This is a genomic window from Paenibacillus soyae, from assembly GCF_024623455.1.
GTDB lineage: Bacteria > Bacillota > Bacilli > Paenibacillales > Paenibacillaceae > Pristimantibacillus > Pristimantibacillus soyae.
Window position 1 is genome coordinate 108,801 of the sequence record NZ_JANIPJ010000020.1, and the last position, 26,310, is coordinate 135,110.

Here is a 26,310-nt window from a genome sequence, read left to right on the forward strand (position 1 = left end):
AGACTTATTCGGAAAGCTTCTCGACCTCGAGACTGGCAAGGATAAACGGAGCGACGCCAATATGAGCATCCGACACGACCGGCTCGCTGATATAGTAGCCGTAGGAGCCGTCCCGGTCCAGACTGAGTCCGGCGCCGTGATTGATGGAGTGGACATGCACGCCATCGGCGTCCTCCGTTACGAACCTCTCGATAATTCCCTTGTAGCCTTTCATCGCTTTCGCTTGGAAATGAGGCTCCAGATAGCCAAGCCGGACTCCCTTGGCCATCGAATAGACGAACATGGAAGACCCGGACGCCTCCAAATAATTGCCTTTGCGCCGTCCCTGATCCAGCACCTGATACCACAGCCCCGTCTCTTCGTCCTGCACGCGGCATAACGCGTGACACATCCGTTCATAAATCCCGATAATCGTTCCCCGCTTCGGATGGTCGACCGGGAAGTGCTCGAGCGCGTCGGCCAATGCCATCGCATACCAGCCTAAGGCGCGTCCCCAGAAGTTAGCGGAGCAGCCGCTCTTCGAATCCGCCCACACTTGCTCGATCGCTTCGTCCCAGCCATGATACTGGAGGCCCGTTCGCGGATCCCTTGTTTTCCGCTCGACGAGCAGCAGCTGAAGCGCCGTTTCATCGAACAGCTCCGGTCTGTCGAAGGCTTTGGCGTATTGAGCCAGGAACGGCGAAGCCATATACAAGCCGTCGAGCCACATTTGGAACGGGTACACCTTCTTATGCCAAAACCCGCCTTCGCTGGTGCGCGGGTGACCGGCAAGCTGCCGGGCCAGCCTATGCGCGGCTTGCTCGTATTGGCGTTCCCCCGTCTTCTCCATCAGCAGAAACAAGTTTTTCCCTTGATTGATTTGATCCAGGTTGTACTCCTCGAGACGGTACGTGCGGATCGAACCGTCTTCCTGAACAAAAAGGTCCATATGCCTTTTCATAAAATCGAAATAAGCCTCGTCGCGGTAATGCTCGCCTGTCCGGGCAATCGCCAATTGCATCATGCCGGGGACATACGCCCATCTCTTGTCGAGCTCCGGATGGCAGCCATCCTCATTGCTTTGGTTTATAATCGTATCCGCCGTCTTGCGGGACCATAAGACGTTGCCCGACATGTTGTACCCCCTCCTTTTCTTCATTCATTATAAAAAAATTAATCACTCATTTTTTCGCATCTTTTGCTCGTTTCTAGGTTAAAGTTGTTCTTTTTTGCTATTCTCAAGGAAAAGCCGGAGCCTGGCTGGCAGACTCCGGTCTTTATTCCAATCATGCTTCGTTCAGCATGGATTTCAAGGAAACAATGAGGTGGACCGCCTCCGCTCGAGTTGCGTTCCGCAGCGGCGCAAAAAGGTTGTTCCCGATTCCTCTCACTAATCCTTCTTGGACGGCAACGGCCGTGTAAGGCTGAGCCCACAGTGGTATGTCGCCCGTATCGTCAAAGACGGGTTTAAGTCCAAGCTCTGGCGTGATCCCCTTAGCTCTTACGATAATCGCCGCCATTTCGGAGCGCGTAATGAGCTTCTCGGACCGGAACGTACCGTCTTCATACCCTTTGAGGAGCTTGGCTTCAACGGCTGCCGCGATATCGCTCCTAGCCCAGTTCGGAATAGACATTCGGTCTGTGAATGGAAGCTCCGAGTCAATCGGAGCCGGCCATTCAAGCGCCCGTACAATCATGGCGCTGAACTCCGCCCGGGTTACCTGCCGCTCAGGACGGAATGTGCCATCCTGATAGCCCGTTACAAAACCAAGCTCGACAGCCTTCTGAATGGACGCTTCCGCCCAGTGTCCGGCAATATCAGGAAACAAGGCCGGGAGTACGGTGCGAAGCACCGTATTGGTTTCCAGTTCGACCATGGAGAGCTCGGAATCCACCAGCCCGATATCATGAAGCGTGAATTCAGAGCTTCCCCCTGCTTTCATTTCGAACGTGATGGAGGCTAGCGTCGCTTTCCCGTCCGTTCCTTCTGCCTTGCCGATCTTGGAGTGTGCGAACAGAATGCTGCCCTCTTTCACAATTGGCTCTACCGTGAAGCCCTTAATCGGACTTTCGGCGGCGACAAATCGCAACCGCTTCTCGTCGTATGCGAGTTGGAACTGGTAAGCGTAGACATCAGACAACTGATGCCCGGTCACTTCGACTTGCACCCTCGCCCCTTTCACAATCGCTTCCAGCGAGAATGTCGGCCGAGAGTCGGCCGCCGCCATGCTTGGAAATAGTTGAACAATCAGTAATAGTGACGCGAGAGCGAATAGAATACGCAGATGTTGAATCATGAGTGTTCCTCTCTTATTAGGATTCGGCGCTCCATTCCGACAAAATCATCTGAGCTACCGCGGCAAGCACGCGAATATTGATGACGCCTTCCTCGAACAGATCCGCTTGTTCAACCTCGCTCCAATTCGGATCATCCGATGTGATGCCGAAGTACTTCGCAATAGTAGATAGATCCCGGATCGTAATTTGCGTCTGTCCTTCTATTAAGCTAATGAACTGCGTCTGGAAATGTTGTATCGCATTGTTCAATGCGGCCGTTGCCGAATCAACCTGCGCTTGCGTTGCCCACGCATTGGCACGGATCGCTTCGGATGCGTTGATGACCGCTTGCAGCTCCGACTTCGAGCCGACTCGGAACATGCCGAGCTTATTGCCCTCGACAGCCGCCGCCAGCTTATTCTGCGCAATGGCGATAGCTTGAGCGAGTGCCGTCTTATCCGATTCGACAGGCGGCGCTTGACCGATGCCGATCGAATGGCTGGCTCCCGAGATATCCGCAAGCCCGGCTTCGCCGCCGCGTGAAACCTCGAACTTCGTCAATGCCGCATTCACATATCCGGATGACACATCGGCTTTCACTTTGCCGCGTAATTGGAACAAATCTCCAGCCTCCGAAACGGAGTGTCCCTCCCCTGCACTTACCAGAATGACGCGAATTTGTCCCTCTGCAGGCCGTATAGCCGTTCCAATAACATGAACGTTGTCACGGGAGGACAGAATGGCTTCTTCCGAAAGAACCGGCGCTCCATTGTCGCCTGCAACGGTGCTGAATTCCAGCTTGGCGGGGTCGTACTGCAGTACGACATCGAACGCCGTAAACGGCTTCGCCACATGCTCTACACCGATCTTAAGTTCGACGGATTGCCCTGCATACGCTTGAGCTGGTCCGGCAATCGTCGCCGCCGCCCAATGCTCGCCGTTTTCCGATGCTGCCTTAAATTGCAAGGTGTACGTCCTAACCGTGCCGTCTTGCGCAGTCACGCGAATCTCCGCCGTGCCGGGAACCGCTTCGGCTTGCTCGATCGACACTTCACTCGTGTCAGAAGCGGCAATGCCGCCCACGATTGGCAGGCCGCTCTCCTCGCTCCGCGCGACTTCGTAATCCAGCTTGCCCGGATCGAAGCCTGCCAGCGCCTCGCCATCCAAGGTAAGGCCGCTTAGCTCGTTGCTGCCGTCGGCCAGCGATGCGGCTGCGGTCGGATTCCATCCGTCGTTGCCCGCTAGGACGACTTCCGGCAGAAGCTCCGCCGCTTCCTCCGCCGTCAGCTGCTTCGTCCACTTATGTCTCTGCTGCTGCAGCGCTCCTGGACCGTAGCTCGCGAATTCGCCGTATCGCGCTGTCTTCTCATTGTCCGGATTGCTCCAGTTATCCCAGCCCTCGGGCTTGATATGGTCCTCCATATAGCTGTTGATATACACGACATTCGAGAATGGCCGCCAAGGTCGCCCAAGCGATACCGCTCCGGTCAGCCCCGGCTCAGCCGTCAATCGGCTGTTCACGAAGATATATCCCGCGCTGCCGTCCGCCGTGGATGCCGCCGTCACATAACCTCCGTTCAAGCTGTGGATGATGCTGTTCTCGAATACGGCCGTAGCGCCGCCGAAGATGTAGTCGACGTCGCCCTCAATATAGCTGTCTACGTAATATTGTCTTCCTCCGTGTGCGTACAGCGTATCCTGCCAGCCCTTGAGGCTGACATCGCGGAACGTCAAGCGGTCTGCCGAAGCGTACAACGCGACGGCCTGACCGGCATCATCGCCGGCATCGTTCTGAATGGTCAGATGCTCGGCCGTGAAATCATTCGCCTGCACCCGGAAGCTGTAGCTGCCGGATGTGCCTAGAGCCGAGCCGTTCGGACCAATCGTGCTGGCGGCATCGCCGTATACGAGAATCGTTCCGTCTCTGCTCTCGCCGATCATACGAATCGGGGATTTGCTCGAAGGAATGTCCAGCTTCTCGCGGTACACGCCGTCTTGGATTCGAATGATGGTCGGGAACTCGCGATCTTCCGGAACGGCGTTTATCGCATCCTGCACCTTGCTGTAAGCCGCGCTGTTATCCGTCGCTACGGTCAGTACCGGAGCCGGCATTTCGTTTACCAACACAGAGGATGCTCCCTCTCCTTCTTCATTCGATGCCGTGACCAGATAGTAGTAGCGGACGCCGTTCTCCAGACCGGTATCCGTCCACCCCGTACTCGTCAAGCCAGCCGCGACCGTTTCGAACGGACCTTCCGCGGAGGCGCTCCTTCTTACCGTATAATGATCGGCCTCTGCCGAAGCCTCCCATGCAAGCTCGATGCTTCCGTCGCCAGGCTCGGCGGACAGCGCCGCAGGAGCCGCAGGCGTCCCATCCTCGCGGGTTGGTTGCACGCCTACCGGCTTCGAATCCAAGCTATGCGTATTTCCGTTTACCGCGGTTATTCTGTAATAATAAGGCTTGCCGTTGTTTAATCCCGAATCGGTATAGCTGACGCCCGTTATTTCCCCGGCAATGACCGTATACGGACCAACCGGCTGCTCGGCCCGCTTGACCGCATAGGATTCTGCTCCCGGTACGGATTCCCACTCGAGAACCGCTCCGCCAGTCACCGGCCGCGCCGACAACTCGGGAGTAGAAAGATGAGAATAAGCCGATACGCTGATGGCCGTCGAATCGTCTCCTTCGCCCGCAACGCTCGTCGCCGATATGACGTAATAGTAAGTCTTGCCGTTCTCTAGTCCTCCGTCCCGATAGCTCAGATCGGTTAGACGGGGAGCAACCGCGACGAAAGGTCCTTCGGAGCTGTCAGCGCGCTTCACTGTATAATAAGTCGCATACTCGACGGCTTCCCAGACCAGCTCCGCCTGCGAGCTGCGCGCGATGACGGTCAGGCCAGCCGGCGCCTGAGGCTTCACGGCTTCCTCCGAAGGCGTTGCCGAAGTCTGATTGGAGGCTCCGCTTTCGCCGGTCGCCCCTGTCGCGGTCACCACGTAATAATAAGTCGTTCCGTTCGCGACCGTCTCGTCAATGTACGTCAGCTCGGTTACGCCCGTGGCGATCGTCTCGTACGGTCCGCCATCGGATACGCTGCGCTTCACATTGTAGGAAGCTGCGCTCTCCGCCGCTAACCATTCCAATCTGACCTTTCCGTTGCCAGGCACGGACAGCAAGCCCTTCGGACTCTCGACAGGCTCGACATACACCCGGATATTGTCATAGTACATGGTGCCTTTGCCGGTACCCGGCGTCTTGGCCGAAATGCGGCCTATGCCGTCTGCCTTGACGTCAGCCTGGAAAGGCACGTCGTCGGCCATTAATACGTGATCGACGTAGATATCCGCCGTGTGCGCAGCCACGTTCGCTACGATCTTCAGGTTATACCACTGATTGTTCGCCGGCGGTTCGATCAGCTTGTGATCCGCTCCGTTCAGCTTATAGGTCATCGTGTAATTCGGATCCGGAGCCGGAAGCGCCGGCTTGCGAAGCTCAATCGTCAGCGGGGATCGGCTGCCCGAATCATTCTGCAGGGATAACACGGCAGAGGTGCCCGGCCAGCCCGAGGACGCGACGTCCGCCTCTATGATGACCGTTCCGAGCTGCGGCACGAAGCGCTTGACGAACTGCGAGTTGCCCGGCGCGTTGTCGTACAGCATTAACGCTTTGTCCGATGCATTGCCCGTCATCCCTTCCGGCATGCCCGTCACGACCAGCTTATGATCGGCATCCTGCGGATCGGGCGTCACAGCGTAACCGCTTGGCGTCGTGTCCAGCTCCTCGCTCTCGAAGTCATCGTCGACCAAATAAATCGTTCCGGCTTCCCCTTCCGGTACCGCGTTTGCCTCTGCGGAAGCAAAGCTAATTCCTTTGCCGTTCTGAGCCGTCACGATATAATAATAGGTCTTGCCGACCGTCAGACCCGTGTCCGTATAACCCGCCTCTGTAATGCCGCCGGCAATCTGGTCGTACGGTCCTCCCGGCAGCTCGCTTCGAAGGACGTTGTACGTATCCGCGGTCTCAACCTCGCTCCAGGACAATGCGATCGCTTGGTCGCCCGGCGTCGCCGTCAACCCGGACGGTGCAATCGGATAATCCGCGTCCAAGGCGGAGGCTGCCGCATTACTGAAGGTGGACGCATTGTATTTGTCCACATCGTCATCCGGCTTCGACGCGTCAGCCGCGAGGCCGAAGTACGCGGTCTCGCCCATCGGCATCGTGACGCTGTCGAACACGGTCCAGCTCTGGCCGTCGTTCGACATAAGCGAGGTGAACTGATCGCCTAGACGGACGATCTTCACCCAGTTCGGCGTCTGGGTGAGCGTCTCCGGCTCTTTCACCGATAGGTTGGCCCCGACAGAGCTCCGGGTCAAGCCGATATACTTCTGGCCGCCCTTCACGTACGGAATGAAGAGGCCGACGAACCGGGAATCCGCGTCCAAGCTTTCGCGAATCATGACTCCCGCCTCCGCGCCGTCATCCGTTGCGGTCACATGCTCGATCTTTGCTACGATCTCGCCATTCCCCGCGAGCGGCTGATACGCGAAGTGGAAGCTGTCGGAGCGGCCTGCAATGTCTCCGGCCGACTTGACGACAACGTCCGTGCCGGATGCGCCTAGCTGCGCGTGTCCGTCTATGCCCGGCGCGCCGATATCGGCCGATTGCCAAGGCGCGATACTTCCTTCGCGGTTAACATGAACCGCCACGTTGCTCGACTGGGTGGAAGTGCCCGAGTCGTCAATGGCGCGCGCGGTCAAGAAATGCGTTCCTTCCGGCGCGCTGCTCCAACTGTACGTATAAGGCGCCGCGTCGTCTTCGCCAAGCTTGACGTCGTTCGCATAGAACTCGACTTTGGCTACTGTACCGTCGCTGTCCGACGAATGGGCGGCGATCTCGATCGTCGCTCCCTCTGCGGCAATCAGGTTATTCGCGGGAGCTGTCATTCCGACCTCCGGGTTGACGAAGCCTTCTCCTACGATGCCGTTCAGATACACTTCGAGGAACGTATAACCGGATGCATGAAGGCTGTTGCGGTCGGCGGCATCGCTCGGGTTCAATCCGTTCGCCGTCTCCCAATCATCCGGCATGCCGTCGTGATCGGAATCGACGAGCGTGGAGACCGTTTGCTCGAATTCCTGATACCCGCCGACCTCCTTCTGCGAGTTGATATGCTTGCCGGTGCCCGTCACTGTCTCGTGAACGATTCTGGCATCGATAGCGTCACGTCTTGGCAATGTCGCTCCGGCCCCCGCCAGCACTTTCTCATATGCGGCTTCCGCCGTCTCGGGATACGACGGATTCGGCATCACGACCGGTTCCGCCAGCTTGGAAGCCGGATTCGGAACCGCGCCTACGCCTTTCCAGTTGTCCGCCGTCACATCCGGATATCCTGCCATGTAATTGCCGTCGATATGGATCCTCGTCTCGGGCGCCACATCGAGGAACACGCTGTTTCGCATGTTGCGGTACGTGTTCGGACCGGATTTGTAATAGTTGTTGATCAGATTGTAATTGCCCTGCTCGCCTCCGTAAGCGGAGAAGAAGCCCCAGTTGTAGATGACGTTGTTGAACATCTCGAACGGAAAGCCCGGAGATCCGGCTAGCCTTGGATTGCGGCTGACGTTGTGGGCGATCAGATTGTGATGGAACGTCGCGTTGTTGCCGCCCCAGATGCCCGCATAGCCGTGTCTGCCCTTCTGATGCGTCGTCATCAGCATGCTCTCCGAGATAATGGACCACTGAACGGTCGTATTCTCGTTGGCGTACATGCTCAGCACCTCGTCCACGGACCAGCTGAACGAGCAGTGATCGAGAATGATGTTCTTATAATAGCGGCCTCCGAAGGCGTCGTCCTCGCTCATATGCCGATCGCCGAGCCGGAAGCGCATATAACGTACGATAACGTTGTCCGCGCGGAAGGACGTCCAGTAATCGGACACCGTGATCCCTTCGCCGGGAGCCGTCTGACCGGCTATCGTCACGTTCGAGCCGGTAATCTGGAGCGGCGATTCCAGATGGATCGTGCCGCCGACGCGGAAGACGATCGTCGTGTTGCTGCGGCTGACGCCTTCACGCAGCGAGCCTGGTCCGGAATCGGCCAGCGTCGTGACCTCGTAGACGTCCCCGCCGCGTCCGCCCGTCGTATACATGCCGCCGCCTTCCGCTCCCGGGAAGGCAGGAAGCGGAATTTGCGATATTTCATTTGCGGTTTCGACCGGCAGGGCATTGTTCCCCGCCGCTTCATCCACGGCTGTATCGGCCGCCGCCATGCCCGGCAGCAGGCTGACCAGCATTGCCGCAACCAATAAGCCCGATAAAAACTTTTTCAATGGTAATCCTCCTTTTATTACGTTCTTAAGAAATAGTTGCCCATGCTGGCTAACCTAGACGAATTCGCCCAGGCCCTCTGATGTTTATTGGTTAACGCATCACCCCTTTCAAGCTTCCCCACGCCATGTAACCGCTCTCAATCCGTAATGGAGAAAAGCTCGTTCCGCCTTACGGATAATCCGATGCATCAGGCTGAACGAGCGTTGGTGTAAGGTATGGAATTTGTAGGCCGTTATCGGAGAGGTTAATCGCGTCCCTGATAACGGAAATAATGAAAGTCCGCATAGCTGCCTTGGTACTGATTCATGTCATGCGCCCCGATGCCGATGAAGTTGCCCGTAAAGCCGCCGGAGAGAAAGCCGATATGTCGCTTCTCGCCCAGGGGCAGCCATTCGTCCGCGCTCTGTAGGCGATAATAGAATTGCCCCCAAGCGCCCTCGACGTCTACCGCCAGCTGAACGAGACTTCCGGTCTGCGCTTCGATGACGGTCGGCTCGAGCACGAAGCTGTCCTTCTCGCAGCGCATAACCCTCAGCACCCTGCCGAGGCCCTCTTCATGGCTAGCGTAAGCGTACCAATAATTATCTTCATTGAGGTACAGCATGAGGCCCGCCATTTGCAAATAGTACGACGGCTCGTACGCCAGCTCCGTCTCAACCCGGAAGCTCCTATCCTTCTGCCGAAAGGCCACGAGATGATGCCGGAACAAGCTCTGAGGCGATTCTCCCGCACGGATGCGCAAGGCGCCGGGCTTCTCGGACAAGGAGCACCACTCCTCCGACGCGTTCACCCGCAGCGTATTCCATAGAGGATCCAGTACGTGACCGTCGAATTCATCGACAAAATCGGAAATGTTCTCGCCGGACAAGCTAGCTCCTTGCGGCAGCGGAACCTCCATGAGCGGCCAATAGCCGCCGGACGTCAATCGCAGCCAGCCGTCCTCGTCCCAGTACACTTGCTGCACAGCCGTCTCCCTGCCTAATATCGCATATTCGCCGTCAATCGGGCGGGTGCACAGATGCGCCATATACCATTCGCCCTGCGGCGTCTCTACCAAGCTGCCATGCCCGGCGCACTGCAGCTCCAGCTCCAGGTTGTCGCTGGATGTCAGCATCGGATTCCGCGGATCGACCTCATAGGGGCCGAGCAGCTCCCGCGAGCGGGCTACGGTAACGGCATGGCCGCGTCCCGTCCCTCCTTCGGCGGTAATCAAATAATAGTAGCCGGCCTGCTTGTAAATATGCGGCGCCTCCGTCTTCTTCAGCGGCGTGCAGTCGAACAGCTTGAAAGGTTCGCCGATAAGCGCCTTGCGCTCGGCATCGTATTCCTGAATGACGATGCCGCTCGACTTGTTCCCTTCCGTAATCCGATAATCCCATAACGCGTTAAGCAGCCACTTGCGGCCGTCATCGTCATGGAACAGGGAGGGGTCGAAGCCGCTGCTGTTCAGGTAGACGGGCTCGGACCACGGGCCGCGGATCGACGGCGCCGTGATCAAATAGTTATGGGAATCCTTGAATGGACGCTTCGTGCTCTTCACGTCCGTATACATCAGATAGAACAAACCGTCATGAAAGCTTAGCTGGGGCGCCCAGATGCTGCAGTTCTTCGGATTGCCCTGCAGATTCACCTCGCGAGTCAGAATGTCCGTGCAATAGCTCCATTCCGCCAAGTTCCTCGACTCGTATACCCGTACGCCCGGCAGCCATTCGAATGTCGACACCGCGATGTAATAGACATCGTCGACACGGATCATGCACGGGTCGGGATTAAAGCCCGGCAATACCGGATTTTGAATCATCTCCGCATCTCCTCGCCCACATATTCGAACCAATCAAAATCGGCCGCATTGTCGCTAATCTCCCCGTTGCTTGTCGCATACAAGCCGATATAGGCGCCAAGGAAGCCTCCCGCCACATCGGGGCTCAGCATCGTACCGTCCACCTCGTCCTCCAGCGTCTTCCATTCCCCCGCTTGCTCCGCATAGTCGAAGCGAAGGCGCTGGCCGGCCGCTTCTACACGCAGGTAGAGACGGCTCGCATGAACGGAGTCAGTCCGTATCTTCTGCTCCTCGCCTCCCTTGCAGGACACCAGACGAAGCTGCGTTACGCCGCGCTCCATGACATATTCGAAGCGAATATGAAACTCGTGGCTCATATAGAGAGCGATGCCCGCCGCTTCCCCGTGCGACCGTGGGGCAAATTCCATCACGGCGTTCGCCGCGAAGCTCATATGCTGCTGCCGGCGGCCAAGGAAGCTGGGGTTCGCGAACTCCGTCAGCCGCTCGGGCTTCAGCCGCAGCCGCAGCCAGCCCGGTTTCTCCTTCAAGCTCCAGAAATCGCCGCGCGGCGTGCGCAGAAAATTCCAGCGGTCATCTAGCTTCTCACCGTCGAAGGCATCCACGCTCTGCTGAATAGGGAACCGATGCTCGGGCAGATTCGGCCTGGCCGACTCCAGCTCGACAACGCCTTTGCCCGGATTCACGACCGGCCAGCCATCCTCCCATTCGACGCGAACGAGGAAGGTTTCCCGGCCTAAATTCCGGTAGTAGCCCCCGTACGGTCTGGACCCTAGGCATACCATCCACCATTCTCCCGCCTGAGTCTCCACCAGATCGGCATGGCCGACGTTGACAATGTCCGCGCTCCTCCCCAAGTGACGGTGAGTCAGGATCGGATTCGACTTGCAGCCTTCGTAGGGACCCGTCAAGCTCAGGCTTCGAGCCACGGTTACGGAATGGGTATGGCCGGTCCCGCCCTCGGCAATGAGCAAATAATAATAGCCGTCCACCTTGTAGATATGCGGACCTTCCTGGGCATGGATAAACTTCATCGCGCCGTCCCAGAGGCTGAAGCGCTCGCCGATAAGCGCTCCCTTGCCGAGGTCGATCTCCTGAAGCCAGATTTCCATATGCTTCGGGTATTGCTGGCCGCCGGGAGGCACCCGGTTCGCCATGACATACGCTTTGCCGTCGTCATCGAAGAAGAACGAAGAATCAATGCCGGGCGCTCCTTCCAGCCAGATCGGCTCCGACCAAGGACCTGCCGGATCCGCTGCGGTCACGTAGAAGTTGCGGCGCGCCCCCGTGACGCTCTCCACGAACGTCGTGATCATATAGAAAACGCCTTCGCGGTAACGAATCGTAGCCGCATAGATCCCCTTCGAGCTCGGCGTGCCGTCCAGGTCCAGCTGGGACGGACGGTCCAGCACATGGCCAAGCTGCCGCCAGTTCACCAGATCCTTGCTATGGAAGATCGGGACGCCGGGAAAATACTCGAAGCTGGAAGTGACCATGTAGTAATCATCCTCTACCCGGCAGATCGACGGATCGGGATAACAGCCGCTTAATATCGGATTCCGGAATGTTTTTTGCATATCCACCGACTCATGACTCCCTTCTTAACCTTTAATGCTTCCCAGCAGCGCGCCTTTGGCAAAGTGCTTCTGCAGGAACGGATACACGATAAGAATAGGAAGGGTAGCGACCACGATAACCGCCATCTTCACGCTTTGCGCCGGAGGCAGAACATCCTCGCCCCAGCCTGAAGTATCGGCTGTCAGGGCGCTTGCCAGAATGACAATTTGCCGCAGTATGACCTGAACCGGCCATTTGCCGGCATCGTTAATGTACATAACCGCCTGGAAATACGTATTCCAATAGCTGACGGCGTAAAACAAGGAAATCGTCGCGGTTGCCGGCATCGACAGCGGAATAACGATGCGGAACAGAATGCCCCAGCTGCCCGCTCCGTCGATTTTGGCCGATTCCTCGAGCCCTTCCGGCAAGTTCTGAAAGAAGTTGCGCATGATGATTAAGTTAAAGGCGCTCATGGCGGAAGGAATAATCAAAGCGCCGTAGCTGTCGATGAGTCCCAAGCTTTTGACGACCAGGAATGAAGGGATCAACCCGCCGTTGAACAGCATCGTAAAAACGATTAGAAACATGATCGCGCTGCGTCCGCGCAAATCTCTTTTGGACAACCCATACGCCATCAGTACGGTTAACAGCATGCTGAACACAGTGCCGGCAACGGTAACGAAAATCGAAACGCCCATGGACTTCATGACCGTATTCGTCGTGAAAATGTAGCGGTACGCGTCAAGCGTAAACTCGGTCGGAAATAGGACCAACTGCTTTCTAGCCAGCTCTCCGACGGTGGTGAAAGAGCCGGCCAGCACGTGAATAAACGGAAGCACGGTGACGATCCCTACGATAGCCAGCAAAAAGATATTGACTCCATCGAAAAGCCGGCTTCCCCATGATTTGTCTTGAACCATACCATCGCCCCCTCCTTTGCTGATAATTAATAAATGCCTTCTTCGCCGAATTTCTTCGACAGCCAGTTCGCCCCGATCACCAAAGCGAGCCCGACAAACGATTTAAAAAATCCTACCGCGGCGCTATAACTGAATTGACCTTGCTGCAAGCCGGCTAAATATACGTAAGTATCGAACACTTCGCCGACCTCGCGATTCATGGCGTTCAGCAGCAGGAAAATATGTTCGAACCCGACTTCCAGAACGTCCCCGATTTTGAGTAACAGAAGGACGATGATAACGCTTCTAATGGAAGGGAGGGTAATATGCCAAATTTGCCGAAACCGTCCCGCGCCGTCGATTCGAGACGCTTCATACAGCTGTGGATCGATGGAAGCCATCGCCGCCAGATAGATGATCGTTCCCCAGCCCGCTTCGCGCCATATAATTTGTAGGATGTACATCGGGCGGAACCAGTCCGGATTCATTAGGAAGTTTACCTTCTCGAAGCCCGCGGCAACCAGCAATTCGTTAATCAATCCGCGGTCCATGGACAGCATCACGAAGGATATCGAAACGATAATGACCCACGACATGAAATGGGGGATGTAAACCATCGTTTGGATAATGCGCTTGAATACTTGCTGCCTGACCTCATTCAGCATAAGCGCAAGCACAATGGGCACCGGGAAAAAGATCACAAGGTTCAATACAAACAAAACCAGCGTATTCGTCAAAATATTCAAAAACATCGGTTCGGAAAATAATCGTTCGAAATGAGCGAACCCTACCCAATCGCTGCCGAAAATTCCTTGATAGGGCTTGTAATCTTGAAAGGCGATGACCAAACCGAACATGGGTAAGTACTTAAAGATCAAAAAATATAAAAGACCGGGCAAAATCATAAAATATAAGGCGCCATTTTTCATGAGGCTCTTAGCCAGGCCTTCTTTGCGCGATAAACGGGGCAGAGCTTTGACTTGCGCGCTCGTATGGTTCATTGCTCGGACCTACTCCCTTCCTTCTCCTGCTCCATGAGGAACGACGGAGCTGCATGGCCGCAGCCCCGCCGGACTCATCTTAAGCCATCCTACTTGGAGGCCTCATAGGCTGCAGTATACTCATCGATGATTTTTTGCCCTCCATCGGCAAGCCATTTGTCCACGACCTTCTGGAACCCGGCTTCGTCGATGTCTCCAAGAATGAACTTGTAAGTCGCATCGTTGATGGCTTGCTGCAGACGCTCGCCCATCTCGTCGAAGGTTTTGGATTCCAGCGGAGCGGCCGGATTATCGATGAGGAACTCATTGTTGTCCAGCACCAGATCTTCCGCCTTCTGTTTGATCGGATCTTCCCATTTCGCGCGGAGACGGTCCGGAATCGACATTTCGCCGCCGATCGCGATGACCGAATACGGCTTCACCTCGCGATCCAGCATGGCCGTATCTTCGGCCGGCTTCGCAAGTCCGTCCTCCACCGAATAATGTTCGCCTTCGATTCCCCACAGCGCCAAATTGGCGACCTCCGGAGACATCAGCTGGTTATAGAACGACAGCACTTCTTTTAGCTGCTCCTCGGATTTAATGGACGATTTCGGGAAGAGAAGAACTTCGCCTCCGCCTTGCACCGCCATCCACACGCCGAGCCCGTGAGGCCCTTCGATACGGTTGTGAACGTCCAACACGCCATTTGGATTGATTTTGGTCAGCTCCGTCTGAAGTCCCCATGCATCCGGCATCGAGCCGATATAAGCTCCTGCCGTGCCGTTAAATAACAGGGCGCGTTGATCCTCTTTGCTTGTTACAGGGAAATCCTGGTTGATCAACCCTTCTTGATGAAGCTTGTGGAAAAATTTCATCGTATCCATATATTCCGTGAACATGAATTCCGGGAGAAGCTTGCCGTCCTTCTCGCCCCAGTAGTTCGGCGTGCCGTGCCAGGATGCCACGGTTTTGAACGCGCCGTATACCATATCGCTGCGATCGGTCAGTCCGATCGTATCGTTTTTGCCGTTCTGATCCGGATCGTTATTCTTGAATTGATTCAACATGTTATAAAGCTCGTCCAGATTCGTCGGCGCGGCTAATCCCAGCTGATCCGCCCAATCCTTCCGGAATATTAACCCTTGGCGCGACAACGGCCGCTCCGAATAGAGGGAGTATAGCTTACCGTCCACTTCCATGTTCCGAAGGACGGAAGGATTCAGGTTTTTGAAATTTTCGAACTCGTCCATATAAGGACCGATCTCCCAGAACTGACCGTCGACGATAGCCTCGCGGAATTTGTTAATGTCGCCTGAGAAGGCCATCGGCAAGGCGCCCGTAGCGAAAGCGGCATTGATCTTATCCTCGTAGATCGTGTTCGGCACCCATTGGATGTCGAGCTCCGTGTTCGTTTTTTCTTCGAGCAGCTTTTCTAATTTGTCCGATGGCACTTCCGCGACATGGAGCTTTGCTATCATGGATATTTTGGTTGGGTCCTTCGGCGCGGACGTTTCCTCGGTTGCTCCTTGATTTGTGTTGCCCGAACTTGCGGACGGCGCCGGATCATTGCTTCCCGCGCAGCCGGCCATTAGCGCCATCGCTAATCCGACGGGCACTATTGTCGCTAGCTTTCTCCCTTTCATTTCATGACCTCCGTTTTTTAAATGGATTGGGTTGTGACAGTTCCCATTCTAGGATTGGAGCATGATTACGTAAATGCTCCGTTCATTTGCATAACGAAACCACCGCCGCAAACGGCTTTTGCCGCCCGCGTCTATAAATTGATTATCGGCCTTGAGATAGATCATACCGGCAATGAGCCTTATAATAGGGCTTGTCCCGCGTTCGGCAAATAAGATGATTATTGACTCGAAATTGATTATTGTCGCAAGTCTTCATAGAACGCTACAATTATAATGTAAGCACTTTCCGAAATAGAAAGGCGGTTCTAATGAATAGACACAGCATATATACGAAGATGATCATATTCGGATGTGCCGTGAGCATCATTCCCTTAATGATGCTTGGCTACTTCTCCTATCAGAAATCATCGGAATCCATTCAAAGCCATGTGAATGAAAGCCGCCTTGATTCTTTGAATCAGCTGAGGGCCAATATGGAGCAGCTGCTGCGTTCTCTTGACTATACCATGAGTTACCTCATTAATACGTCTCTTGTGCAAGAATCCATCTATCAGGACCTGAACTACAGAAAATTCGACCGTTTTAATAACCTGACCCGAGAATTGGCTTTGCTTAAGTCGCCGATCACCAAAGTAGACGACGTGATATTGGCTAGTTATGTATCCGATTGGATGATTAATAATCAAGGCTTATCTACCTTCGAGTCGTTCGAGAAAAAAGATCTGTTGGTGGAATTCATGAATAAGGAAGCCGTTACTTCCTGGACCATCGTCGAGACGGATAAAATCAGCTCGACCTATGATTCCAGCTTTAACTGTCAATATTCCATCGTGCTCGCCAAAAAAACGCCATACTTATCCGCGGAGAAGCGCGGGATCGCCGCTGCAACGATTCCAACGTGCAACTTGGCCGACATGATTAATGAGCCTTCCGCCAGTGAAATTATGGTGCTCGATTCTTCAAATCGCGTACTTATTCATCCGCAGCATGACAGAATCGGAGCCCAGCTGGACGAACTAGGCTATCTAGAAGCCTCCGAGCTTTCTCGGCTGGAAGGCGATTCCGGCCAATTCTTGTCGCAGAATCATAATCAGACGGTTTCCTATGTCAAGTCGCCGTTTAACCAGTGGACGTTTATTTCTTTTACCGAGCTGTCGGAGCTTACCCAGGAATCCCGCGATATCGGATGGTTCACCCTCTATGTATGCTTGGCCATCGTCTTAGTGTCGGTTGGCATGGTATGGATTGGCAGCCGCAACGTCTATTCGCCGATTCGGCGTCTGTTTCAAGATGTGGTGCAACGCGTGCCGGAAGGCAAACAAGGAAACCGGAACGAAATCCAGCTCATGAGCGATCAGTTCCGGGACATGTTTACATCTATCTCTACGTTGACCACGGAGCTAGGAAGACATCGCGAGCAGGCCATGAGCCTTTTTCTCAACAAGCTATATTTAGGCACGAACCGCGTCTCCGAGACCGAAGACAAGCTTCGGCTATTCGGCCTGCAGGATCGGCTGCTGCCCTGGAATCATATGATTATTCTTACCCTTCAGATTGATCTGCTGGAGGATACCCGTTACGAGCAGACAGACCTAGATCTGCTGCTGTTCGCCATCAATAACATTATTGAAGAAATGGTCCCGCAAGAGGAACGGATGCCTACGATAATCATTGAACAAACCCATGTCATCCTGATAGGCAGCGATCAAACGGATTTGGTCGCCTTTAACGATTACATCTATAATTTGACGGAGAGGATGCAAAGCAATATCCGGAGCTACCTGGATCTGGACGTAAGCATCGGCATCAGCCTGCCCTTCAACAAACTTCTTAATGCCTCCCGCGCTTACCGGGAAGGCGTGGAAGCGCTGAAGCATCGCATGAAGCTGGGGAAAGGCGTCATCATCCCATATTTCAGCATCAACTCGGGCAATCACAGCAACGTGTATTTCTATCCCAAACAATTCGAGAACGAGCTTATCGACTCCATTCGCATCGCGGATGAACAGCGGGCTCTTGAAGCGCTGCGTCAATGGCTGGCGGAAGTCTTCCAGAAGGAACGGGAGCCTCATGAATATCAAATCTCGTTAATTTGTCTTCTCAACGAGCTCATGATCCTCATGCAGGAAACGGGCATCCCCCGTAAGCAACTGGCTGCCGAAGAACAGTCGCTTTACGAGCAGCTCTTGCAAATGTATATCAGCTCGGAGATCGAAGCCTGGTTCCGGAAGAAGGTGATCGCTCCGATCCTTGAGGTATACCGCGACCGGCAGAAGTCGACCTACCATAATATGAGCGAGCAAATTATCCATATGATCGAGAACGAGTACGACAGAGACCTTACCCTGGACGAATGCGCGTCTAGACTGCATTATAATCTGTTCTATGTGAGCAATATTTTCAAGAAGGAGACCGGCGTATCGTTCAGCGAATATTTGGCAATGTTCCGATTGAACAAGGCGAAGAAAATGCTGATCGAGACGGATCTTCCGGTCAAAGACATTGCCGAGCGGCTGACCTACAACAACCCGCAGAACTTCATCCGGTACTTCCGCAAGCTGGAAGGGATTACGCCCGGCCAGTATCGCAAAAATCATCAGAGCAGAATGGAATAACGCCTACATTTTGATTCAAAGGAAGAAGGCTTAACATGTTCAAATCCTTAAGCCACGGCATATACGGCTATCGCTTCTCAGAGGGGGACATGGACTCGGTGTTCCAGCTGTATTGCGCAGGTTATTATAATGAGACCGACCGGGATTACAGCTGGCATGGAAGGCAGCGCCAGGACGGTCCCCTGTACTTGTTCCAATATACGATCTCGGGCTTCGGCGCCGTCGTTATTGACGGGGTGACGCATAACGTTCCTCCGAACCACGCGTTTATGGTAGAGATTCCCGGCGATCATCATTATTACTTGCCTCCGCAGAGCGAGCATTGGGAGTTCATATTCATCCTGGTCCGTCCCTATCATCTAAAGGCCTTGTGGGAGGAAACGGTTCGGCGGATCGGTCCCGTGTCCGCCATCCCGCTGGACAGCCCGCCGATTCATGCCATTTATAATCTATACCGCGAGGCCAGCACGAATCGCATCGACGACTTGTATCGAGCTTCCGCGCTCGTGTATTCCTTCATGATGGAGCTGCACCGGTTCAGCCGGCTCCCCTCCTCTTCGCAAGAAGAATGGCCGTCGGCTATCCGCGATTCGATTCTATATATGAACAGTCACTTTCATCAACCTATAGGGCTGGAGCAGATCGCGGAGCAAGCCGCGCTTTCCAAATATCATTTCAACCGCCTCTTCACCCGGACAACGGGCCAGACGCCCATCCAGCATCTGACCCAGATTCGACTCGAGAAGGCCGTGGAGCTGATCCGGAGCACGTCGTTGTCGCTCGAGGAGATCGCCGGACAAGTCGGCTATGCGAGCGGCAGTTACTTCACGAAGGTGTTCAAGCAGCATATCGGGTGCAGTCCCAGCGATTACCGGCATGGCAACGCCGTGGTCCCCGTCAACCGAATGACGCTGAGATAGGAGAGCAATATTGTACAAGAGAAAGCAAAAACTTCGCGTAGATCCCCCTATTTATTTGCTCTATACTTGGGATAAGAAGAGCAAAATAATAGTAGGGAGTGTCATGCCATGAACCATCATCAATGGGCGCTAACGCCTCCAATGGGCTGGAACAGCTGGGATTGCTACGGAGCCGCCGTTCGCGAAGAAGAGATCAGAGGAAACGCCGAATACATGGCCGAGCATCTGCTGAAGTTCGGCTGGGATTATGTCGTGGTCGATATTCAATGGTCCGAGCCGGGGGCGGTATCCTCGCATTATAGACCGTTCGTCCCGCTGGAGATGGATGAGTATTCCCGGTTAATTCCCGACGCGAACCGCTTTCCGTCTTCGGCCGGCGGTCAGGGCTTCCGTCCTCTATCCGAATACGTCCATAGTCTGGGGCTGAAATTCGGCATCCACATTATGCGCGGCATACCGCGTCAGGCGGTTCATGCGGGCACGGCGATCAAAGGAACGACGGCCACGGCGAGGGATATCGCGCATACGAATTCCATCTGCCCTTGGAACACCGACATGTACGGCATCGATCCGCGCAAGGAAGGCGCCCAGGCCTATTACGACTCCTTGTTCGAGCTGTACGCCGAATGGGGCGTCGACTTCGTCAAGGTAGATGATATCGCGGCTTCGCGCCTGTACGGCATCCATGCGGAGGAGATTCGGATGATCCGTCGCGCGATCGACAAATGCGGCCGCGACATGGTGCTCAGCTTGTCTCCAGGCCCCGCTCCGCTCGACCATGCCGAGCTGCTGAAGGATAACGCGAATATGTGGCGGATGACGGACGACTTCTGGGATATATGGAGACTTCTCTACGAGATGTTCGAGCGCGCGGAGAAGTGGGCTCCGCATGTCGGTCCCGGACAATGGCCGGATTGCGATATGCTACCGCTGGGCCATCTCGGCATCCGCTCGGTAGACGGCGGCGGAGCGGATCGCTGGACCCGCTTCACGAAGGACGAGCAGGTCACGATGATGACGCTGTGGAGCATCTTCCGCTCGCCGCTTATGTTCGGCGGGGAGATGCGCGACAACGACGAGTGGACGCTGTCTCTTCTGACCAATGAAGAGATTCTGAAAGCGCATCGGGACGGCCGCAACGCCCGCATGGTGTATCGCGAGGAGGACCGTACGGCTTGGACCTCGGAGGACGAGAACGGCCAGATCTACGTCGCGCTGTTCAATCTGCGCGAGGAAGAGACCGAAGTGTCGGTCACTTTGAGCCAGCTAGATTTGACAGGCGCTTATGCGATCCGCGACCTGTGGGCGAAACGCGACATCGGAAGCGCCTCCGATCAGGTGTCGGCGGTATTGCCGCCTCACGCGTCGGCGTTTTATGCTTTGACTAAAGCTTAATGCTTGTCGCCTCCATCACAAACGGAAGGCATCTTGGACCCCCAGGTCCAAGATGCCTTTTTTGTCCGTTTACATCAAATCCAATGCCGCCATAAGATTAAGGATGGCTTGCGCCGTCTCCGCGCGCTCCGCATCGGATTGCGGAGCGAAGGTGTCCGCAGTTTGCCCTTGCATCAAGCCCAGCTCGATAGCCTTGCTCACATCCGCGCGAGCCCAGTCCGACACTTGAGCTCCATCCTGGTAGCTTGCCAAATTGCCAGCTTCAGCTGCCGCTTCGGACGGATGGACATAATCGTATGCCCGAACAAGCAGCGCGGCCATTTGCTCGCGGGTAATCCGCTCCTCAGGCGCAAACTCCTGCTCGGTTACGCCGTTTACGATTCCGGCCTCATAGGCTGCCCCGACAGCCGCCTCATACCAAGCGCCAGCTTCAATATCCGCGAATGGAAGCTCGAAGCCGCTTGCCTCGAGTCCTAACGCATGAACCAGCATTTTTACGAACTCAGCGCGGGTCGTCAGGCCTTCGGGCTCGAATTCGGTATCTGTCATTCCGGTCACGATATGCTTCGCGGCGAGAACCTTCAGAGTTTCATAGGCCCAATGGGTGGAGGGAACATCCGCAAAGCGCTTATCGAATTCCATCACCGCATATTGGCTGAAGTGAGGGGCCCAGGCAGTAATGGTGCCATTGTCGGCATCAACTTTACCGCCAACGTACTGCCATTCCTCAGCGTCCTCCTCATACACGTAAATACCGAGAAGCGCTTGGTCCAGCCCTTGGTTTAGGGCAGGCAATACGATCTGGACAGGCTCCGAAAATTCGGAGAGCGACCATTCTTTGCCGTCTTGATCCTTCACGAGCAGCTCAAGCTGATAGAAGGCGGAGCCTGCTTTCAGATTAGGTTGAATCGTTCCCTCTTCCTCCGCGTCTTCCTTCTCCATGCGTACGATCAAATCGGCATCCGTGCCATTCTTCAGCAGTTCGATCAGCTGCCCAAGCACGGAGGACGGGATCTTCATCGAGACGTCGGAGGAATGGACCTCCAAAGCGCGGTCGCCGAGCCCCTTCACCTTGCCGATCGGGAAGACGGCTTCCGTATCCCCTTCTTCCAGACTCGCAACGGCAGAAGCCTCTTGAAGCTCCCATGCCGTTCCCGGATCTGCGGGAGCCGGTATATAGCTGCTTCCGCCGCCGTCGGAGCTTGCGCCGCTTTGCCCGCTAATGGCGATCGTCGCGCTTCCTGTCGCTCCCGAGCCGTCCTTAGCCGTCGCGACCACTTTGACCGTACCATTCTTGGCAGCGGTTAACACTCCGCCTTCAGAGATGACGGCTTTATCGGTTGAAGCTCCGTCTGCCTCGTATACCGCCCAAGCTACGGCCTTGTTGACCGCATTCACCGGACCTACCTCGGCATTCATCTGCAGCGTGCCGCTTTTGGTCGTAATGGCGGATGCCCCTTCGGCGCCGCTGACGGCAATATCCGTTACCAGGATCGGATTTTGCGCGTACATCAGTCGGCCGTATTCATCCTTCAGCTCAAGGTTCCGAATCTCCGCGGTTACTCCCGTAAGAGCGAATCCAAGCTGTACTTCCTCGTCCAGGTAATCAAGGGAAGAGAGCACGGCTTCCGTCGCTTTGAACACCTTGGTCGCGTCGAGCGGATCCCCATTCTCGTCAACCCCTGTATAATGAACCGCATAGCCGTCTGCGGATTTCACAAAGGTGACATGATACGTCTCACCCAGCTTGTAGGAAGGCTTCGTGTTGGCGCTGCCGTTATTCGTCTGGCTGCTGCCGTTGCCCGCCGCGAGGTTTTCCTTGCCCAGCTTGCTCCATATTCCGGTCAAGGACTGGCTGCTGCCATTCCTGAATCCAAGGGAAGCAAACAGCTCCTCGTTATCTCCGATGTTGAACGCCCCGACATAAAGCCCCATGTCATTGCTGGCCGATGTCGTGGAAGTGATCGTCACGTCCATCTCCATCGTGACATTCGCATTGCTTTCAGGAAACACCAGATAGCTCACATTCGAAGCCAGGTCTGCCGTGGACTTCGTCATTTTGCCTTCGGCTGCCGCTTGCTCCAGAACCATCTTGGCGCCGTCCGTCGTTACGGTAAGGAATTCGGCCTGATCGATTTCGGTCAAGCCATCCACTGGCACCAATGGTCCCATTTCATCGTCTTCGCCAATCGGCTTGAAGCTGTCCTTCAAGCTTATATTAGAATATTTCGCGTAGTTTAGCTGCTTGAGCGCATTCGCCACGTCATTGCTGTCTACCGCGAAACCAACGAATACGGAACCGTCCATCGCTATCGTTCTCTCGCCGATCGGGGTCCATTCTTCGCCGTCCAAGGAACCGTAGGCATAGAACGTATCGCCTTTGCGGCCTAGCTTAAGCCAATACCCTTGCTCCACGCCGTTAATCTTGAACGGAATGTCCGGCAGAAGCTGGAAGCCCGCTTCCTCGGCTCTAGAAGCGCTGTCCAGCGTTTCCGTTAATTCGTCGAAGGCTTCGCCTTCCGCATCTCTGCCCGCCAAATAAACCGACCAGCAGTAGGCATTGGAAATCTTCACCCAGGATAAGCCTAGCGCCGCGGCCGCGCTGTCTTCGGTCAAGCCGTCGCGAACCATGAGTCCTGTGAAGGCATGGTTGTCGACGGCTCCGATCTCTTCCAGCTTCACCGTAAACTCCATATCCCCCGTCATTTCCTGGTATACATAATGGAAATCATCCACGGCAGAATCCGCTTCCTCGGATTGCGCGGTTACGCCTTCGCTCACGCCAAGCTTGCCGCTTCCCTTTACCGTTATGACGCCATCCGTCATGCTTCCCGTACCGGGAACGTCCGGCGTGCCGATATCCGCGGATATCCAGTCTTCGCCTAATGTGCCGCTATCCGTGTTCACATGGACGTGAGCAGCCGTTGTCTGGGTCGCGTTTCCTTCGGAGTCGGTAACCCTGGCGGAAATGTAGTAGGAACCATCCGCCAGTCCTTCGATCGCGTACACGTATTTGTCGCCGTCTAGTACGGCGTCGCCAAGATACTGGGATCCATTGTACACGGCAACCTTCGCGATATCGTGACCGAATGCGGAGGAGGCGTTCACCTCGACTTGGGCCGCATCGCCTAACGCGATTTGAGCGTTGTTCACCGGTGCCGCCAACTGCGCATCCGGGTTTTCGGCCGCATGATCCATATCGACGAGACCATTGATATAAAGCTCCAGCCAAGTGTAGCCGCTGTCGGTAATCGTTTGATAAGCATCCTCGTCATTCAGGATTCCTTGATCCGCTTCCCATGCGTCGGCCATTCCGTTCGCGTTCGTATCGAAGTCGGCAGGCCGCTGCTCCTCAATGACGCCAAACTCGCTGATATAGCCGCCTACCTCGTTCTCGGTATTGATATATCGGCCGAGGCCTTGCTCTACCTCCGCTACGATTCTTGCATCAATCGCGTCACGGCGCGGATATGTCGCGCCCGCTTGCGCCAAAATGTCGCTCAGCAATTGGTCATTCGCTGCGACAACGCCATTCGTCACATAATCGTCGAAGGCTTCATTCGTTACCCCGGAGTTGACGCCCGTGCTGTCCGCGGACAGAAAAGGCTCGGTTGCGTAAGTCGTGATGCTGTCGCCGCTGCTGTCGCCGGAGTTCTTCACATGCTCGGAGGATCCGGTCAGCAAGCCTGTCGTCTCATCCATGGTCTCATTTACGATGCGGTTGCCGTTAATATAGAAGCCGCCCAGCTTGCCGGATTCCCCCGCATCGATGATCTGATTCGCTACGGCGTCTCTGGTGCCTGGTCCCGGCAGCACGATGTTGTTCATAAAGTTCGTAAAGGTAAAGCCGCCGCCATACACCCCGTTAAATCCATAGTTGTAAACAACGTTGTTGGAAAATTGCAGCACGGCCACATGCTCCGCATCGGCAGCGCCCGCATAGCCGCCTCCCAGTCTTGGGTTACGGGAAGTATGGCTGACGTACAGGTTGTGGTGGAAGGTCGTTTTGTCCCCGCCCGCAATACCGCCGTAGCCGTGCCTTCCTTTGGAGTGACCCGACAGGGTTAAGCTTTCCGAGATGATCGACCATTGGATCGTTCCGTTCTCGCCGCGGTATGCGGAGAGAGTCTCGTCCGTGTTCCAGCTGAAGGAGCAGTGATCCAGAATGAAGTAGTTGTTGTCTCTTCCCCATAGGGCATCCATGGAATCGCTGCCGCCGAACACGTTCGTCGCGCCTGGACGGAAAGCGATATACCGGATGATGATATTTTCGGAGTTGCTAATATTGGTATCCCAGCCTGCTATGGTGATCCCGTTGCCCGGCGCCGTCTGTCCGGCAATAGTGAGGTTCTTGATGTTCGCGAAGCGCAAGGAGCGCTCCAGCTCGATCGTTCCCGATACGTGGAACACGATCGTGCGTCCTTCCGCGGGAGTGGATTCAATGCCGTCTCGAAGGGTACCCTCGATTGGGGCTTCGCTTTCGCTGTAATCTTCCAATGAATCTACGATGTATACGTCGCCGCCCCGACCGCCGCTTGTATAAGCGCCGCCGCCCTCCGCCCCTGGGAACGCCAGGATGTCGGCGCCGGAGAAGCGCTCTTCCTCAGCCTGAATGGCCGTCGTACCGCCTGGAATGACCCACGCTAATGAAAGCGCTATCGAAAAACTTAAAAAAACGGCCAAAACCTTTCTGAATCTGAACCCGTTATTGTTTCTGTTCATTCGTTGTCTCCCTTCATTAATAATAGATGCGGAGAGCTCTCCTGCTCGCCTTGCCATCATTTTAAACCTTGAGCATCATCGGCACCTGCCATATCATTTATTTTTTATGCCAATTCTTGTAGTTCCCTACAATAGATTTACGATAAAATGAAAGAAGATTCGATTGCCGATATGGAGGCCTCGTCATGAAAATCCAATACCAGCACCGACTTCAGCCCTTTCATACCTTTATCTCTACAAACAATACGTATCCGCTTCATATCCATAAGCATGTAGAGATCACTTTCGTTTTGGAAGGAACCATCCATATTACGGTGAACGAGGAGGAGCATGTCCTCTCCGAAGGAGATATGGTCGTTATTTACCCGAATCAGCCTCACAGCTACAAAACGATAACAAGCAGCCGCATTCTGCTTTACTTCTTTGACGCGGCTTTTCCCGGAGACTTCACGGGGGATTTGACCCATTACGTACCCGATCGACCGATGGTACGCAGGCAGCAGCTGATGGAGCCCGTCCCCGGCATGCTTAACGATCTATATCGCTTATACACGGCGGATTGCGACCAGCGATTGCTGAAAGCATACATATCAGTCGTATTGGGGCATGTGCTGCCCTTGTTGTCCTTGAAGAAGCTCGAATATACCCGGGATTTGGACAGCATACAGAGGATTCTCGCCTACGTCGACCTGCATTTCCTGGAGCCTATTACGCTGGATCTGCTTGCCAAGGAGCTTGGGCTCAGCAAGTTTCATATATCCCGAATCTTCTCGGACCAGCTCCACACCTCGTTTCCCGATTACGTGAATAACCGCAGGATCGCTCTTGCGCAAATGCTGCTGTTGTCTACGACAAATCCGGTGACGGAGATCGCCTTCGAGTCGGGCTTTAACAGCCTTCGTTCGTTTTACCGCTCGTTCAAGAAGGAATACGGGATTTCACCTAATGAATACCGGAGGAACGTGCAGTAGTCTAGGGCGAATCCGCAAAGCCTTTTTGGTGGACTGAGGCGAGATGCGCGGGTGTAAATAATGATGCAAATTGCCTTTATATAAGGCAAAAATCAGGCTGTTGGGAAACCCCCGATTTTTATGAAGCGTGGTTCCGTAATGAACAAATCACTGGAGGAAAAACCGGTGGTTCCACTCACCCCGCTTGCCTAGCGAGGTGCATGGCTATTTTCTTTATGTT

The 26,310-nt window shown here is 55.0% G+C and carries 13 protein-coding genes; 4 read left to right on the plus strand and 9 right to left on the minus strand.

Going from position 1 to position 26,310, the window contains the following annotated elements; genetic code table 11:
- Window positions 1–4: 4 nt before the first annotated feature.
- From NQZ67_RS23535 to NQZ67_RS23570, 8 genes are all read right to left on the minus strand, one after another.
- A complete protein-coding gene (locus NQZ67_RS23535) occupies window positions 5–1,114 on the minus strand; it encodes a glycoside hydrolase family 88/105 protein (protein WP_257450749.1) in 1,110 nt (369 codons plus the stop codon).
- A 151-nt stretch (window positions 1,115–1,265) separates the two neighbouring features.
- Window positions 1,266–2,276: an S-layer homology domain-containing protein gene (locus NQZ67_RS23540; RefSeq protein ID WP_257450750.1), complete on the minus strand. Its 1,011-nt coding sequence runs from the start codon at window positions 2,274–2,276 to the stop codon at window positions 1,266–1,268.
- A 16-nt stretch (window positions 2,277–2,292) separates the two neighbouring features.
- Window positions 2,293–8,583 (minus strand): pectinesterase family protein, encoded by a 6,291-nt coding sequence (locus tag NQZ67_RS23545; protein WP_257450751.1) that lies wholly within the window; start codon window positions 8,581–8,583, stop codon window positions 2,293–2,295.
- A 245-nt stretch (window positions 8,584–8,828) separates the two neighbouring features.
- A complete protein-coding gene (locus tag NQZ67_RS23550) occupies window positions 8,829–10,385 on the minus strand; it encodes a glycoside hydrolase family 43 protein (protein ID WP_257450752.1) in 1,557 nt (518 codons plus the stop codon).
- Entirely contained in the window at window positions 10,382–11,959 is a 1,578-nt protein-coding gene (locus NQZ67_RS23555; RefSeq protein ID WP_257450785.1) for a glycoside hydrolase family 43 protein, read from the minus strand. The genes NQZ67_RS23550 and NQZ67_RS23555 overlap by 4 nt, the downstream gene beginning before the upstream one ends.
- Window positions 11,960–11,983: 24 nt before the next feature.
- Window positions 11,984–12,862 (minus strand): carbohydrate ABC transporter permease, encoded by an 879-nt coding sequence (locus tag NQZ67_RS23560; protein WP_257450753.1) that lies wholly within the window; start codon window positions 12,860–12,862, stop codon window positions 11,984–11,986.
- Between the two features lie 26 nt (window positions 12,863–12,888).
- On the minus strand, window positions 12,889–13,842 hold the full coding sequence (locus tag NQZ67_RS23565; RefSeq protein ID WP_257450754.1) for an ABC transporter permease: 954 nt from the start codon (window positions 13,840–13,842) through the stop codon (window positions 12,889–12,891).
- An 89-nt stretch (window positions 13,843–13,931) separates the two neighbouring features.
- Window positions 13,932–15,467, minus strand: a complete 1,536-nt coding sequence (locus tag NQZ67_RS23570; RefSeq protein WP_257450757.1) for an extracellular solute-binding protein — start codon at window positions 15,465–15,467, stop codon at window positions 13,932–13,934.
- A gap of 308 nt (window positions 15,468–15,775) precedes the next feature.
- Here NQZ67_RS23570 and NQZ67_RS23575 point away from each other — a divergent pair, with 308 nt between their 5' ends.
- From NQZ67_RS23575 to NQZ67_RS23585, 3 genes are all read left to right on the plus strand, one after another.
- Window positions 15,776–18,082: an AraC family transcriptional regulator gene (locus NQZ67_RS23575; RefSeq protein WP_257450759.1), complete on the plus strand. Its 2,307-nt coding sequence runs from the start codon at window positions 15,776–15,778 to the stop codon at window positions 18,080–18,082.
- A 35-nt stretch (window positions 18,083–18,117) separates the two neighbouring features.
- Complete coding sequence (locus NQZ67_RS23580) at window positions 18,118–19,002, plus strand: AraC family transcriptional regulator (RefSeq protein ID WP_257450760.1); 885 nt, start codon at window positions 18,118–18,120, stop codon at window positions 19,000–19,002.
- A 108-nt stretch (window positions 19,003–19,110) separates the two neighbouring features.
- Window positions 19,111–20,397, plus strand: a complete 1,287-nt coding sequence (locus tag NQZ67_RS23585; protein ID WP_257450762.1) for a glycoside hydrolase family 27 protein — start codon at window positions 19,111–19,113, stop codon at window positions 20,395–20,397.
- A gap of 69 nt (window positions 20,398–20,466) precedes the next feature.
- Here the strand turns inward: NQZ67_RS23585 and NQZ67_RS23590 are convergent, their stop codons facing one another.
- Entirely contained in the window at window positions 20,467–25,119 is a 4,653-nt protein-coding gene (locus NQZ67_RS23590) for an S-layer homology domain-containing protein (RefSeq protein WP_257450764.1), read from the minus strand.
- Between the two features lie 185 nt (window positions 25,120–25,304).
- Between NQZ67_RS23590 and NQZ67_RS23595 the strand changes: the two genes are divergently transcribed.
- Window positions 25,305–26,090, plus strand: a complete 786-nt coding sequence (locus NQZ67_RS23595; RefSeq protein ID WP_257450766.1) for an AraC family transcriptional regulator — start codon at window positions 25,305–25,307, stop codon at window positions 26,088–26,090.
- Window positions 26,091–26,310: the final 220 nt, after the last annotated feature.